The organism is Flavobacterium sp. BFFFF1 (assembly GCF_002256285.1).
GTDB lineage: Bacteria > Bacteroidota > Bacteroidia > Flavobacteriales > Flavobacteriaceae > Flavobacterium.
Window position 1 is genome coordinate 128615 of sequence record NZ_NKJE01000003.1, and the last position, 15784, is coordinate 144398.

Consider the following 15784-nt stretch of genomic DNA (forward strand, 5'->3'; position numbering starts at 1 on the left):
CCGGAGATGCCTTTTCCCGGTACTTCGGAAAACCCGCATACCTGTAGCGTTCCTTTTTCCGAAAGATGGTTGTACAGCATCCTGCTCAGCGGATGATTTGACTGCTTTAACAGGTTTGCTATCCCGGTATTTTGTTTGGAATCAATGGATATCCCTTCATAACTGATTGCCGACTTGCTATTGGTGGTTATTGTTCCTGTTTTGTCAAAAACAATCGTATCGACTTTTGCCAGCTGTTCAATGGCCAAAGTGTTTTTCAGGTAAAACTTTTTCCTGCCGAGGATTCGCAGTACGTTCCCAAGCGTAAATGGTGCTGTTAAGGCTAACGCACAGGGACAGGCGACAATTAGTACCGCGGTAAACACATTGAACGCCACATTGGCATCAATGCCAATCCAAAACCCAAATCCGCCAAAAGCAATTAGAAGTAAAATTGGCGTGAAATAACGGCTGATCCTGTCAGTAATATTGGTATAATTGACTGTGGTTCCCTTATCAAATATCTTATTGCTCCAAAGCTGGGTAAGATAACTTTGTGACACTGGTTTTACCACTTCCATTTCTACAACAGCACCTGAAAGGCGTCCGCCTGCGTAGATCTTATCCCCCGATTTTTTTGACACAGGCACCGCCTCACCAGTGACAAAACTATAGTCGATGGAAGCCGTTTTGGATATCAATATGCCATCCGCAGGAATGATTTCAAGGTTACGGATCAGCAAACGATCACCCTTAATAACCTCATAAACCGGTACGTTTTCCTCCACTCCGGACAAATGCACTTTGGTAACCGCGATGGGAAAATACGATTTAAAATCCCTTTCGAAATTCAGGAATTTATATGTCTTAAGCTGGAACATTTTTCCAAGCAGCATAAAAAATACCAATCCGGTCATGCTGTCGAAAAAGCCCGGGCCGTGGTTCAGTATCAGATCGGAAACACTTCGGACAAACATCACGATGATCCCTAACGCAATCGGAACTTCGATGTTAAGTGCCCGGGCACGGATGCTTTTCCAGGCTGCACGGTAATAGCCGCTGGCAGAATATAGAAAACTCGGTAGCGAGAGGCCGAAAATCAACCATCGGAAAAAACCCCGGTATTGGTCGAGCCAGAACTCATGGTGTTCAAAATATTCGGGAAAAGACAACAACATAATGTTTCCGAAGCAAAAAAACGCAATGCCCAATTTATAGGTCAGACTGCGGTCGGCCGGTGTTTCTGTATTGCGGTAATCTTCCAGGCTGATACGGGGTTCATAGCCAATTGCTGACAAAAGTCTGACCACATCCTTAAGCGAAAGCGCCCCGGCATTGAAATTGATCCGGACTTTTTTCTCGTGGAAGTTTACTTTTGAGGACACAATTTCAGGCTGCAATTTTCGCAGGTTTTCCAAAATCCAGATACAGGAACTGCAGTGAATGTGGGGGACCTGAAGCGCGACTATCTGGGTGTTGCCTTCACGAAACTCCAGGATACTTTCAACGATTTTTTCGTTGTCCAGAAAGTCATACTTTTTTGCATCCTCCAATGGCATTGCCCCCGGATTATCCTGAAAATCATAGTACGAGGAGAGTCCGCTCGTCGTGAAGATTTCATAAACCGTTTTGCATCCGTTACAACAAAATATCTTATTGTCAAAATGCAGGATTTCCGGATCGGGCGCATGTAACCCACAATGGAAGCATTGATTATCGCTCATAATTTTGCTCGTTTACCTGTAGCAAATGTCCATCGATACGCCCTCCTGAAAAATGATGCATATCATTTTTAGCTGTTGATTGCTGTGATGGATATCATAGTTTTTTGACGATGGCATGAGTAATTTCGGCGGTACACTAAAACCATCAACAGTCATGAAAAAAATTCTTTTCCCATTCGATTTTTCGATGACGTCCGTAAATGCATTTGCTTATGCGATCAAGCTCGCTAAAAAAGTCGGCGCTGAGATCATTACCGTCCATGCCTACAATTTTCCGGCAGGAGTGACTAACGAATACTACAGCAATTTGCTTGAAATGTACGATGTAACGGAACTGGGCAGCTTCGAAAACTATACAAACGAAGTGCCAAAGCTGCGCGAAATCGCTGAACAGCAGAAGGCGCAGCATGTAAAACTATCCCATGTACTCGAAAATGGTGAGGCTGTCGATACCATCTTAAAACTGGCGGATAAGAACCAGGTTGATTTCATAGTCATGGGAACAAACGGTGCGTCGGGACTTGAAGAAGGCCTGTTTGGCTCGGTCACCGAAAGGGTTATGAACCGTTCAAAATGTATCGTGCTTGCTATTCCAGGCTCCTGCAATGACCTTTCCCTGTCAAAAATCCTTTTCCTTTCCCAGTATGAACAACGGCACAAAAAAACACTCCACGACCTAACAGTTTTCGCAAAAGCCTTTAAAGCCCATATCGATGTGCTTCAGGTAAAACCGCACCACAGCGATGACGAGCCGGATACAATCAGCGAGTGGAAAAAGGAGTTTTCGAATGAAGATATCCATTTCCATATCATTGGCAGTGATACGATTGAAGAGACCATTACCGATTTTATGGAACTCCACCACAGCCATCTATTGGCCATGACCGTAAAACACAAAGGACTATTTGAAAGACTTTTTTACTACAGCATCGCAAGTAAAATGGTGTTCCATTCCAAAATTCCAGTATTGTCAATTCCTTACGAATAAAGATTCCTGTTTATGCAAAAATATATATCTGCCTCCGAAGCCGTCGCTACCATCCCATCCCATACGCGCGTATACGTGCAGGCTGCTGCGGCGACGCCATCGGTTCTAACACATGCCCTTGCCCAACGCGCTCCTGATTTGCGCGGTGTCGAAATATGCCATCTTCATACTGAAGGGCCAGCGCCGTATGCGAATCCTGCTTTGTATGCATCGTTTCATGTCAATTCATTTTTCATAGGGAAAAATGTCAGGCATACGCTTTCCGCCGGAAATGGCTCGTACACTCCGGTCTTCCTGAGTGAACTTCCGAGGTTATTCCGGAAAAAAGTCATTCCGCTGAATACAGTATTCATTCATGTTTCTGTACCTGACAAACATGGCTATTGTTCCCTGGGCGTATCGGCTGAAGCCACGCCGGCTGCAATTGAAATGGCCACGACAGTAATTGCTCAGGTAAATCCCAGTATGCCACGTACTTTCGGCGATACTAATATTCATATTTCTAAAATAGATTACCTGGTTGAAGTCAACGAGCCTATTTTCGGAAATGAACTGAGTCCTATTACTGAAAACGAAAATAAAATTGGCGGGTATATCGCATCCCTGATTGACGACCGCAGCACGTTACAAATGGGAATCGGATCAATTCCAAACGCAGCGCTGGCGAATCTCCACAATCATAAAGATCTTGGGCTGCACACTGAAATGTTTTCCGACGGCGTCATTGACCTGATTGAGAAAGGCATCATCAATTGTAAATTTAAGGGAACGGTAAAAGGACGAGCGTTGGCTACTTTTTTAATTGGTTCCCAAAGATTGTATGATTTTGTAAATGACAATCCGTTCATTGAAATGCGTGAGTCATCTTTTGTGAATGATACGGCGGTCATCCGCAGGAATCCGAAAATGGTAGCGATTAATTCGGCGATAGAAGTGGATTTGACGGGACAGGTATGTGCGGATTCCATTGGCACCAGAATGTACTCTGGCGTAGGCGGCCAAATGGATTTTATCAGGGGAGCCTCTTTAAGCGAAGGCGGCAAAGCGATAATTGCCCTTCCCTCGATAACAAAACGCGGGGAAAGCCGGATCGTACCCTACCTTAAAGAAGGTGCGGGTGTTGTGACCACGCGTTCCCATGTCCAGTATATCATCACCGAATATGGCATTGCAGATCTTTATGGAAAAACACTGCAGCAACGCGCAAAAGCACTAATCAACATTGCCCATCCGGACCATCGCGAGAAAATCGAGCGGGCGTACTTTGATAATGTACAAATGTCGAGATCGGAACATGCCATAATAAATAATCATGAATATTAGAAGCATACAACGGCGGAGGCTGTACAATCATTCCTTTTGGAGCCTGGTTTTATCTTGATGGTTTTCCTGAGCTCCTTCAATTGAATGTGAAGTTTGCGGGCTTTCGTAGTGTGCTGATAATTCGCTGAGGCTGCGATAATATTTTTGTACGACAATCATTTCTTCTTCTGTCATGTTCTCGATATCGACAAGCCGGTTACTCGAATTCTTACTGGATGCTACAAGTTCGTTGAGCTTTAGTTGAATCGCTGGCGAACCTTTGTTCTGGGCTTTTTGAATCAGGAATACCATTAAAAAAGCAACAATTGTTGTGCCTGTATTGATGAACAATTGCCAGGTTGGCGAAAAATCAGAAAATGGCCCGCTGACGCCCCACCCTATAACCATAAGAAACGCAAAACTAAATGCTGCAGTACTTCCTGCAGCTTTTGATACCCGCGTTGCAAACCGTTCAAAAACGGATTATGTCCTTTTTTTCGTTAAAATGGTGTATACTGCTGTAGGTTCTAACGTTGAGTTTTTAAATAAATAGGGGGGCCTAATGCTGCCGGTGGAATCCAGTTTATGGATCTTAGACTTTCAACGATATAGCTTGTGGCGTTGGAATGGTTACAGGTTTCAATCATGAGATTTATAACATTTTCATCTCGAAGCGATTGGCACAATATTGTACCTACAACAAAAACTATTAACGCGGAAATTAAAATGATTGTAATCGATAACGTAAAATAAAAAATCCTCAAACTATTCAAAATCAATAGTTTAAGGATTTCTGTTGTGACCTCGACTGGATTCAAACCAGTAACCTCTTGAGCCGTAATCAAGTGCGCTATTCAGTTGCGCCACGAGGCCTTTATGCGGGTGCAAATATACGTAAACTTACTGATTATGCAAATTCCAGCCATAATAAAAATCTATTTTTTTACAATGTCCTGTCAACGTGTAAAATAGCTATCCGTGTTTTCGGAAGAAAGTCCAATTACTACTCATCTTGAGAAACCTTTGTTTGGTTTCACGATTAGAAACAATGGAATCGATTTCAAGATGCCTATGGGTCTTGTCTTCAAAGACCCTTATAAAAGTAGCGATAACTTCATCGGTTGTCGATTCAATATCCTGATCGGTAAAAATGGAATTGGTAACGATAAAACTGGCATAGACAAAATCTTCGCAATCAACAATTTCATTGTTGAAATTATACCTTCGGCTTTTTTCGTTAATGTAACCAATATACTCGATCTGAAAATTTCCCCTGCGTAGAAGGTGTAAAACTGCATCGGTAATACCTTGCCTGAACCTCTCACGCTGGTCATTGGGCGGGGTGCTAATCGCAAAATATATTACAACTGTCAAAGTAAGCACATTGTCAGGAACGCAGAAATTGGCATCCGGCTTTAGATTCTTCATAGCGTATTGTATTGATTGTTATACAAAGTGACGCATTATTAAACAGACAACGTTATGCAATCTAAACGGAAAATTATAAAGTATAATTATCGAGATTGTAAGGATTAACAGGGAATTTATAAGAAATCAAAAAACGGTGTTAATTGCATGTCAATAAAAAGTGAAATGCATTATTTGAAACTATACCGCTTCGTAGTTTTGTGTTTACTTAAAAAGAGGCTTACGTATTATTGCTGGGTTGTTCCCGGAAATAATCTCAACGCAGACTAAAAACGACCCGGAAAATGGATAAAATGAAATACGAGCGATTTCAATAATCGGTGAAGCCAGTAGATATGGCACGATAATTTTAAGAACTGGAAAAGTTAAAAACTCCGCCAATGTGCAACGCGGTAAAAAAAACCGCAAAATCAAATATTAATTTGAAACCTAAAGGTAACTTACGCCTGAAAAGCTAAATTAATTTGAGTTTCTTTTTTAAATGTTCGAACTTATTTTGGTTTGGGTCTGAATTAAAACCGTCCCGTTTTTATAAGTTATTCATTAAAAACAAATTATAATATCTGTCTCACAATTTGAACGATAAGCTGTAAATTAAAAGAAACTTTTTCTATATTTACTCGCCTAAAGGCTGGAAAATTGAAATAACTCCCGATAAAATGAAACAAAACAGAGAAAAAATAAACATTATATTCACAGATGATGATATCGATGACTGCAATATGTTTGCGGACGCTTTATCAGAAGTTGGAATCAACCATTCATTAAACCTGTTCCATGATGGCAAAGATCTGCTTGCCTATCTTAACAATGAAGACACCAAGGTTCCGGATATTCTTTTTCTCGATTTAAATATGCCTTTCACGAATGGATTAGACAGTTTAAAATTAATACGTTCGAACAAGAAATACCGAGATTTGACCATAGCTATTTATTCCACTTCTTCGTCTGAGAAAGACCAGGAAGAGACCTTTATTGCTGGCGCCAATGTATACATCAGGAAACCCAATGAGTTTTCCACACTGAAACGGGTACTTAAGGAGGTTCTTGAAATTAACTGGCAGTATTATACTTCAAACCTAAACAAGGATACTTTCTTCCTGACAATTTAATTTTTTTTGAGAAGCTATTCACGCTCTTCGCTGTATTCCAGATAAATAAAACCTAAAGCTGGAAGCCTTGTTTTTTTTATATGGAGATGCCGATTCGACCGGGGCTGGTAGATGAATGACTGCATTTTAACGAGACTCGATTTAAATTGCTATTAAAATAAAAAACCCAGTGATTACTCACTGGGTTTTCTATTTATGAACATCTAAATCTTAGTTCTTAATCACTTTAACAGTTTTCACCTGATCCTGTGCAGTTACTTTAACGATGTAACTTCCAGATGCCAATGCTGACATATCAACCTGCGCTGTATTTGAACTCACTGCTTTAGCAATAACCTGCTGTCCAAGTAAGTTGTAAACTGCAATTGATGACATGCCTTCGGCAGTTAGGTTTAGCATATCGTTGACAGGGTTAGGGTGGTAAGAAAACCCTGAAAAAACAGGATTGTCAACACTTAAGTTTGTATTTTCAACTCTTAAGCTAAAAGTACCCTGCTCAATAACATTTGACCAAACCTGAACGTAGTACGTATTACCTGGTGTTAAATCACCAGCAAGGTCCGCAACTGACTCTGTTGCCTGATTTTGATAACAAAAGCCCATCGGCACTAACGCTGAACAATCTCCTGAATAAACAGCGAAGTTAAGCGAAGTCATCGTACCATTTGTCATCGTACAGGTTACACTGTCAGAAGGTGCTACAAATGAAAACCAAACATCCTGAATACTACCAAAAGTATCACATGTTGGCTGTATTGGGCTAATATCGCCGTATGAATTGTCAGAGTCTACTACAGTACCGTCTGTCGGTACGTCAAGAGCAGTAGTACAAACCTGGTTGGCAACTGCAGGTGGATTCACAGCACCGCAAATTACATCCATCGAATAAGCACCATTTGAAAAATCCGTATAACCTCTCAAGTCAATATAATAAGTTGAAACTCCATCTGAAGTAAATGTAACATACGAGCGGGTATTTGCCGTCGGGCAAGCATCACCACCGTCATCATTCCCTGCTACAACGGATAAATTTCCACTTGTCCCTGTGTAAACAAGGGCTGCGGTATCATACGAAGAGGCACATAAAACCAAATCAATCGTTTCAGGCGATCCACTTCCGGTATAGCTATACCACACATTTCGTGAGGTACCTGTAACACCAAATCCAACTGGCGCAGAAGCTTCATCAATAGTAGCCTGAGCTGTACTTCCCGTAACTGTAACGCCACAGCTCAATGGAATGGCATCAGCAAAATTATCGTTAAGCGGTGGACATTCCAATTGATTCAACGTCCCACTTGTTATCGTACAAGCTGGATTCTGATCATTCGCAATAGTTATTACAACCGGCGTATTGTTTTGGAAAGGACCAAATTGAACCTGTCCCGCAGCTGAAATAGTTTGCGGCGCGCTTCCCTGATCATCCGTCACTGTGACTGATGAAGCTGAACCCAGACTGGTAACATCAACTGAAACAAAAAATTGTGGTGCATTCGCGCAATCGGAAACTACGCTATATGTTGCAGCAGAATTTTCACAATCCAGATAGTATCCACATAAACTCCAGGTACCGATGCCATCATTGTTGTAATCCCAAGCCCTTAAATAATAGGTATCACCTACTGTTAGTCCTGTGTAGGTTTTTGTCCCTGCGTTACTGCAAGTTCCAACCTCCGTCAAATTCCCTGGTGTTCCTGAATATAAGGCAGTTGATACAGAGAAAATATCGCCTTGAATATTTGAAATGTTTGTTGTGATTGTAGATGCAGGTGCAACGATGTAATACCATAAGTCACCATTACCAACCGAAGGATTGTAATCTGTACAAGATGGATCAATCTCAGAATCAGAACCTGTTGTTCCATCATTGGAAATTCCGGTAATTTGGTTTGGTCCACATGCCGTACCTAAATCAAGCGTCAGTAAGATTGCGCCTGCAGCATCATCATTTACTGGAGGACAAGCTGTTTGGTTTAACACCGGACTTGTCAAGATACAATTACTATCCTGATCGTTTGAAATTGTTACGATAACTGGTGTATTATTAGGAAAAGGTCCAAACTGAACCGTTCCAGTAGCAGATAACGATTGTGAGGCACTACCCTGGTCATCACCAACAGTCACTGAAGTTGCAGAGCCAAGGCTTGTTACATCCACCCCAATCATGAATTGCTCCCCATTGGCACAATCAGAAATGACATGAAATTCTGCAGTAGCGTTTGTACAGGCAATCACCGACCAAGCCAAGGTAAATGTCCCTGAAGAAGTGGCTGAATAGCCATCCTGAATCCAGTAAAAAGTCTGGTCACTCCCCGTATCGTTTGCCCATACTACCTGAGTATAATCAGAATCGTCAAAACAGATAATCTGTGTCCTGTTCGTACAATCGCCATAAAAAGCGACAACTGTGGAATCAAAATCATTTACGGTCTGACCTATTGTAATCGTGGACCCGGCCGGCACCAAAATCGAATAATATAAATCGGGCGCAAGATTCGTGTTATCGAGACCACTATTAAAGCAGCTGATAAGATTGTCGTCGGTTGCGCCAACTGTGGTTCCATCCATTGGTGATGTCATTGAACCGAGATCAATGGCGGTGTCGCATGTTTCCTGCGCTTTCACCTGAAAAGCCACGAAAACAAAAAACAGTAATAAGTAAATTTTTTTCATAAAAATGTAATTAGATTAATTGCCCCCTAATTTAACTAAAATACTTGTATTCCAGCAACATATTTTAAATAATTGTTAAAAAAAAATTAAAATACTGAAACGACTGATTTAAATGTACCGAAGGCAACTTACTACCTAACGTTGCAAAATAAAAAAACCCTTCTTTTCAGAAGGGCTTTTAAGCTTAAAAAACCGAGGTTATTGCTTTACAACTTTAATTGTCTTAAATTGGTTCTCTGCCGTGACCTTTACAAAATAGGTTCCGGATGCCAGGTTAGACATATCAACTTCTCCAATATTCGCATTAATGGATTTCACCATAATTTGCTGACCAAGCATGTTCAAAACCGCAACGTTTGAAATTTCCTGATTGTTTGATAACTTAAGGATGTTTTTAACAGGATTAGGGAAAGCAGCAAATGATCCAAATGCAGCATTATCAATACCTAATGCAGTCGAAGTAATCTCAATGTCCATAACACCTTCAGCATCATTGGTAAAGCCACTGTAGTAACCCGCATTTACATAATATGTGGTTCCAACTAATGACCCTGTGATTGTGTAGGTCTCAGGATCTCCTGCTGAAAATCCATTGTCTACTGTACCCACGCATGTCAATGCTCCGCATGTCCCGGTGTAAATTCCAAGTTGTGGATCCCATGCAGTAGGATTGAGATTAATCGTGATATCGCCTCCATCACCTACAAAAGTGTACCATACACCATCATTCATTCCATTTGCAGCACAAGTGTTTATAAAACCGTCATTGTTAGTAGCTCCACTGGCATCCTGTGAATTCGTATAAGGAAAAGAAGTTACAGCCAACGCAGTATCACAAGAATCATTTGCCGGAGGACAGGCAACTTGAACCTGCTCAGGACTTGTAATTGTACAAACACTATTCTGGTCATTGGCAATCGTGAAAATTACTGGTGTTGCATTTGGAAATGGCCCAAATGTAAACGTACCCGTGCCATTGGCTACCTGCGGAGCACTTCCCTGATCGTCTGCAATCGTCAAGCTCGTTGCCGTTCCCATTTCAGTGATGTTTACATCAATAGTAAATTGTTCTCCATTGGCACAATCGGATACAACGGTATACTCTGCCACCGGCATTTCACAGTCAAGATAATATCCGCATAAATCCCAAGTACCCACTCCGTCATTGCTGTAGTCCCACATTCTAAGATAGTACGTTTCTCCAACAGTTAATCCTGTAAAAGTTTTTACTGCTGCATTGTCACAGACACCCACCTCTGTTAAGTTTCCTGAAGTGCCTGAATATAGTGCATTTGAAACAGTATACAAAGGCGATCCATTTGTACCTACAACGTTCGAGATACTAATGTTAATTGTTGGTGCAGGCGCTACGATATAGTACCATACATCCCCATTACCCGGCGTTGGATTGTAGGCACAAGAAGGCGCCACTTCCGAAGACTCCGTGCTCGCATCATTTGTAACTCCAATAACCTGGTTAGGCCCACATTCGGTACCAAGATCCAGAACAAGTTCAAGAGCTCCGGAAATATCATCATTTACAGGTGGAGGAGCGAGAGTTGTAAAATCCTTTCCTCTCCAAGTGCTTAAATCTCCGCCTCCACAGTTAGACCGTACCCAGAAATAATAGTGTGTAGATTCTACTAAACTTGAAAAGTCCACGCTAAAAGTAGCATCCGATACACTTCCTGTTGGTGAGGTCGATGCATCTGGGGCTGTGCTGTCTTCTGTAAAAATATAATCATAACCGCCGGCTGGAGCTGAGATTGACGCGATCCAGGTAACTGTGGCAGTGTTGGTTGTCAGGTTTGATACTGTTATATTTCCGGCTGGAAAGCAACTTGGAGGTGTACCGCATACGATTCCCCTTGTCCTGAATACAAATCCGTCACCACTACAGGCATTGTCTTTGTGGGTGTAAAACCTCACAACACCATCAACGTCAGAAAGCCAAAGGACATAAGCATTTTCGCCATAAGCAAGCGTCGTAGTACCGGCTTCATCGGCAATTGTGATTACGTCACCAGCGTTCGAGCTGGAAAACTGATAGGTCTCACCTGCAGTTACGTTTACTAATGAATACTCATCCGCAAATGCCAGCGTAGTAATTTCATTCAGCGTACTACCGTCACAAGTCGCAGCCGTGTATGTTGTGTCGGGATACTGCCCATTGGTTGCAGTGAGACATTGCGCCGATAAAAACGACGAAAATCCCAGCATTAAAAACATTAAAGTAATTTTTTTCATATATAGAGTTTTAGATTGGGCGCTAAAATAAAAATTTACGTCACAAATGGCAAAAATAATAGGCCAAAACTCAATACTTTAACAAATACTACGATCTAAACATAAAAAAAGTGGCCATTTACGGACCACTTTTAAATTTACCGAAATAAATCAATTTATTTTATGCTTTCGATCAACACCATTTCGTTAGCATCTGAATGATAATCCACCCCTGCAAATTCAAATCCGAACAAATTCAGAAAATCATTTTTATACCCAGCCAGATCGCCAATTTCAGGTAATATTTCAGTGGTTGCTTCCTGCCAGAGCTTCGCCACTTTTTCCTGTACATCATCACGCATTTCCCAGTCATCAATTCGGATTCTGCCTTTATCATCCGTAGGGATCGCTCCACCATGATACAGCCTGTCCTGAAACAAACGCTGGATTTGCTCTATGCATCCTTCATGTATCCCTTTCTCTTTCATGATTTTATACAACAGCGAAATATACAATGGTATCACGGGGATCGCAGAACTTGCCTGGGTAACCAGTGCCTTATTCACCGAAACGTATGCTTTCCCTCCTATTTCTTTTAAACTGTCGGTAATAGAGAATGCGGTAGCTTCCAGGTGGTCTTTTGCTCTTCCAATCGTTCCCTTTCTATAAACTGCTTCCGTAACTGCCGGGCCGATATAGGAATAAGCAATCGTCATTGCGCCGTCAGCAAGTAAGCCCGCATTTTTCAAATCGTCGATCCACATCGCCCAGTCTTCACCACCCATTACGACAACCGTGTTCTGAATTTCTTCTTCATTCGCGGGTTCGATGCTAACATTAGAAACAATGCCAGTGTGAAAATCTACTGTTTTATTGGTAAAGGTTTGTCCAATCGGCTTTAACGTCGAACGGTGGGTAACGCCTGTCTTAGGATGGGTCCTGACTGGAGATGCCAAACTGTAGATGATAAGATCAACCTGACCTAAATCCGATTTTATCATTTCGATAACCTGCTGCTTAACGTCGTCAGAAAATGCGTCACCATTAATGCTTTTTGCATAAAGCCCGGCGGCGTGGGCTTCTTTTTCAAATGCTGCCGAGTTGTACCAGCCCGGAGACGCTGTTTTGCCCTCAACCGGTGGCTTCTCAAAAAAGACCCCGATGGTAGCTGCGCCTGATCCAAACGCGCTTGTAATTCTTGATGCCAGTCCAAAGCCCGTTGAGGCGCCTATCACCAGGACTTTTTTAGCACCATCGATAGCGGCTTTTGATTTTACGTATTCAATTTGATTTTTAACGCTTTTCGCACAACCATCCGGGTGCGAGGTAAGGCAGATAAATCCGCGCATTCTTGGCTCTATAATCATATCAGCTTAAATTTAGTTTTTGTTTAAAAAGCGGAACGAAGTTAACAAAAATAAACGGGATTTCAGCAGCCTCCTATTATTGTAACCGAGCTTTGTTTATTACAATCCTGATTTTGGAAATGGCTGCCCCACGGTAAACCAAGATATTTTTAAAACACCAGGTCTCAGGAATAAATCGACAGTTTTCCCAGTACTGGTTATTTCGTATATCTTTTTCGGCACATCAATTTCGTCCGAAGTCTTTAATCCAGCCCATGGGGCAAGCTTAATATAATAAGTATCTGATTTGCCCTTTGAAATCCGCTTGCCCAGGACAACTACACTATATTTCTTTGGAACTGAGTTATCCAAACTACAATTAAGACAGGTAACACTGCCATAACTGTAACCCAGGACAAAAAGTAACAACATAATAGAAAGCACTATATCATTTTTTTTACGAAACCTAAAAGCCTTCACTGAAATCAATAAAATCAGGTACAGCAAAGTAGTACACCACATAGGCGCCCAAAACTCCTGAATATCAAAAAGGTTGTAGAATATCATTCCCCGCATTCCAAGGCTCATTGTAGAAGGGAGTATGGCGGGCATCACACTCGGAAAAGCACTTTCCCTTTTTGCAGTTATTTTAATTAGGCCCTCCGAAAGTTTTACGACGATAATAGCCACCAACGGAATCAATATTGCAGCGACGACTGCTGGTATATCACCTAAAAAAAATGCCCAAACCGCAATCAGGCCACTGATCCAGTTTAATACTTTGGCTGTTTTTCGCGCCTTCGTGAGTTTGACAGCCCTTTCTTCCTCTGTCTTGCCCAAAACAGGATTCATGAGTATTTCCCGCTCTTCCATTTCAGCTTCTTCCCGATCCAAATTGGGATATGAATGCACGAACCAATTTTCGATTTCGTCATAACCCTCGTAACTTGAGCTAATTTTTATTTTCTTTTTTGATCTGTCAAATGGTTCGACAAGGAGAACCTTGCCGGTGAAACGGTATCCCCTGATCTCGTCAAACGAAAGCGTCCTTCTGGAAAAAGCGCTTACTAAGACAATCTCCTCCTCATCCATAATGACTTTAGATTTGTATACCTGGCAAAGCAGATAGACCATGAGAAGGATCATAATCATTGAAAATGGAACCAATATCCAATAGCTGTCAGGTTCCGGTGGATGATTTACGCCCGAGACAAAAGGCAGTACAAGCAGCCAGCCGAAAAGCCCGATAACCATCGCCGCAATAAGGCAGATAAACAATTTCTGGCTGGATTTTATCGTGTACGCTTTCATTGCGGTCGGCTAGCTTAATAATGCTTTGGCGTGCATGATCGCAGAATCGGTAATGTCTTTTCCTGAAAGCATTTCGGCAATTTCGGTAATGCGTTCTTCAGGTGACAGTTGTTTCAAATCAGATTGAGTCTGTTCATTGGACACTGATTTAAATACTTTGAAATGTGAGGTGCCTTTAGCCGCAATCTGAGGCAAATGGGTTATCGCAAACACCTGCATTTCATGGCTCATCGACTTCATAATCTCTCCCATTTTATTGGCAATTTCGCCGGAAACACCCGTATCGATTTCATCAAAAATAATCGTTGGCAGTTTAGAGTACCTGGCTAAAACGGCCTTGACTGCCAGCATAATCCTTGACATTTCCCCCCCGGAGGCCACTTTTTTCAGCAATCCGAAATCAGATCCCTTATTCGCCGAAAATAAAAATTGCAACTCGTCTTTGCCATTCAAAAAATAATGATCCGATTCCACAATCCGTATATTAAACCGGGCGTCGGGCATTCCCAATTGAGACAGGATTGTAGTTAATTGCAGCGATAATTTAGGGATTGCCTCACTTCGCCTTTGATGAATTACAGCACCTTTGTCGTTAAGGCCGTTCTCGTCTGCGGTGATTTCTTCTTTCAACTTCTGTATTCCGGACTCGAGATCACCGGCAACTGCAACTTTCGAGGAGAGTGTTTCCTGAAGCTGAATCAGTTCTTCAACCGATTGTACCTGGTGTTTTTTCTGGAGCGCATAAATCACTTGTAACTTCTGTGTTACCTTTTCGAGTGCCGCGGGATCGTCAATCAGCTTTTCAGTGTGTCGGTTTATTTCGCCGAAAATATCATCCAGTTCAATCAGCGTACTGTCTGTTCTTTCAAGAAGCACTGCATATTCTTTGGAAACTGAGGCGATCTTCTGAAGTGACGCTTTGATTTCCTTCAAATGCTGCAGCACGCCGAACTGCTCGTTGTCTCCTAACGAAATCACCTTCGCAAATGATTCTTTGATGGCTTCCACATTGCTCAGCTGTTCGTTTACCGCTTCCAGCTCTTCCTGCAGACCCGGTTTCAGGGCGGTGGCAACAAGTTCGTCTAGTAAAAACGCATTGTAATCCTGCTCTTTATTCGCCTCCTGTAGTTGGAAAGTCAAATCTGCAAGTCGTTGCTTCCTGGTTTTATATCCTTTCAACTGCACTTCAAACGCTGCAAGCTGATCTGCGTTATCGGCAATTGCATCGATAATTTTAAACTGAATGCCTTCGTCCGAAAGCTCCTGGGTCTGATGCTGTGAGTGGATATCGATTAGAAACAAACCCAATTCCTGAAGTTCCGGCAAATTAACCGGGCTGTCATTAACAAATGCGCGGGATTTTCCTGTGGGCAAAATTTCCCTCCTTAAAATTGTCACGTCCTCATAGTCGAGGTCATTGTGCTTAAAAAAGTCCTGAAGTGTATACGCTGCAATATCGAAATGTGCTTCGACCACACATTTTTCGTCTTTTTTACGCAGTGATGAAAGGTCTGCCCTCTTGCCCAATACCAATCCCAAGGCACCAAGCAGAATGGATTTTCCCGCGCCGGTTTCTCCTGTAATAACAGAAAATCCATCGGAAAAATCGATGGATAATTTTTCAATTAAAGCAAAATTCCTAATGGAGAGGGAAATGAGCATCTTATTTTTTTAAGTGGATTACAATATTACGCA

The 15784-nt window shown here is 41.9% G+C and carries 10 protein-coding genes, 1 tRNA gene and 1 pseudogene; 3 read left to right on the top strand and 9 right to left on the bottom strand.

Going from position 1 to position 15784, the window contains the following annotated elements; all coding sequences use genetic code 11:
- The coding region (locus tag CFE23_RS02840) for a heavy metal translocating P-type ATPase metal-binding domain-containing protein (RefSeq protein WP_291083706.1) at positions 1-1703 on the bottom strand (1703 nt) is incomplete at its 3' end.
- A 154-nt stretch (positions 1704-1857) separates the two neighbouring features.
- On the opposite strand from CFE23_RS02840, the gene CFE23_RS02845 reads away from it, so the two are divergent.
- Together CFE23_RS02845 and CFE23_RS02850 are read left to right on the top strand one after the other, a co-directional pair.
- Positions 1858-2691, top strand: coding sequence for a universal stress protein (locus CFE23_RS02845; protein WP_291083709.1), 834 nt, complete (start codon positions 1858-1860; stop codon positions 2689-2691).
- A gap of 12 nt (positions 2692-2703) precedes the next feature.
- Complete coding sequence (locus CFE23_RS02850; RefSeq protein ID WP_291083712.1) at positions 2704-4014, top strand: acetyl-CoA hydrolase/transferase C-terminal domain-containing protein; 1311 nt, start codon at positions 2704-2706, stop codon at positions 4012-4014.
- Between the two features lie 27 nt (positions 4015-4041).
- Here the strand turns inward: CFE23_RS02850 and CFE23_RS02855 are convergent.
- From CFE23_RS02855 to CFE23_RS02865, 3 genes and pseudogenes are all read right to left on the bottom strand, one after another.
- Positions 4042-4458: pseudogene (locus CFE23_RS02855) on the bottom strand (low affinity iron permease family protein); the annotation flags it as partial.
- Between the two features lie 334 nt (positions 4459-4792).
- Positions 4793-4866 (bottom strand) — tRNA-Arg (locus tag CFE23_RS02860).
- A gap of 99 nt (positions 4867-4965) precedes the next feature.
- Complete coding sequence (locus tag CFE23_RS02865; RefSeq protein WP_291083715.1) at positions 4966-5421, bottom strand: hypothetical protein; 456 nt, start codon at positions 5419-5421, stop codon at positions 4966-4968.
- A 659-nt stretch (positions 5422-6080) separates the two neighbouring features.
- Here CFE23_RS02865 and CFE23_RS02870 point away from each other — a divergent pair.
- On the top strand, positions 6081-6533 hold the full coding sequence (locus tag CFE23_RS02870) for a response regulator (RefSeq protein ID WP_291083719.1): 453 nt from the start codon (positions 6081-6083) through the stop codon (positions 6531-6533).
- A gap of 210 nt (positions 6534-6743) precedes the next feature.
- Here CFE23_RS02870 and CFE23_RS02875 read toward each other — a convergent pair whose 3' ends face one another.
- The 5 genes from CFE23_RS02875 to recN form a co-directional block, all read right to left on the bottom strand.
- Positions 6744-9206, bottom strand: a complete 2463-nt coding sequence (locus tag CFE23_RS02875; RefSeq protein WP_291083723.1) for a T9SS type A sorting domain-containing protein — start codon at positions 9204-9206, stop codon at positions 6744-6746.
- A 198-nt stretch (positions 9207-9404) separates the two neighbouring features.
- Complete coding sequence (locus tag CFE23_RS02880) at positions 9405-11453, bottom strand: T9SS type A sorting domain-containing protein (protein WP_291083725.1); 2049 nt, start codon at positions 11451-11453, stop codon at positions 9405-9407.
- 155 nt (positions 11454-11608) lie between these two features.
- A complete protein-coding gene (gene fabV / locus CFE23_RS02885) occupies positions 11609-12799 on the bottom strand; it encodes an enoyl-ACP reductase FabV (protein ID WP_291083728.1) in 1191 nt (396 codons plus the stop codon).
- A gap of 99 nt (positions 12800-12898) precedes the next feature.
- A complete protein-coding gene (locus CFE23_RS02890) occupies positions 12899-14089 on the bottom strand; it encodes a hypothetical protein (protein ID WP_291083731.1) in 1191 nt (396 codons plus the stop codon).
- Between the two features lie 9 nt (positions 14090-14098).
- A complete protein-coding gene (gene recN / locus CFE23_RS02895) occupies positions 14099-15751 on the bottom strand; it encodes a DNA repair protein RecN (protein ID WP_291083734.1) in 1653 nt (550 codons plus the stop codon).
- Positions 15752-15784 lie beyond the last annotated feature (33 nt).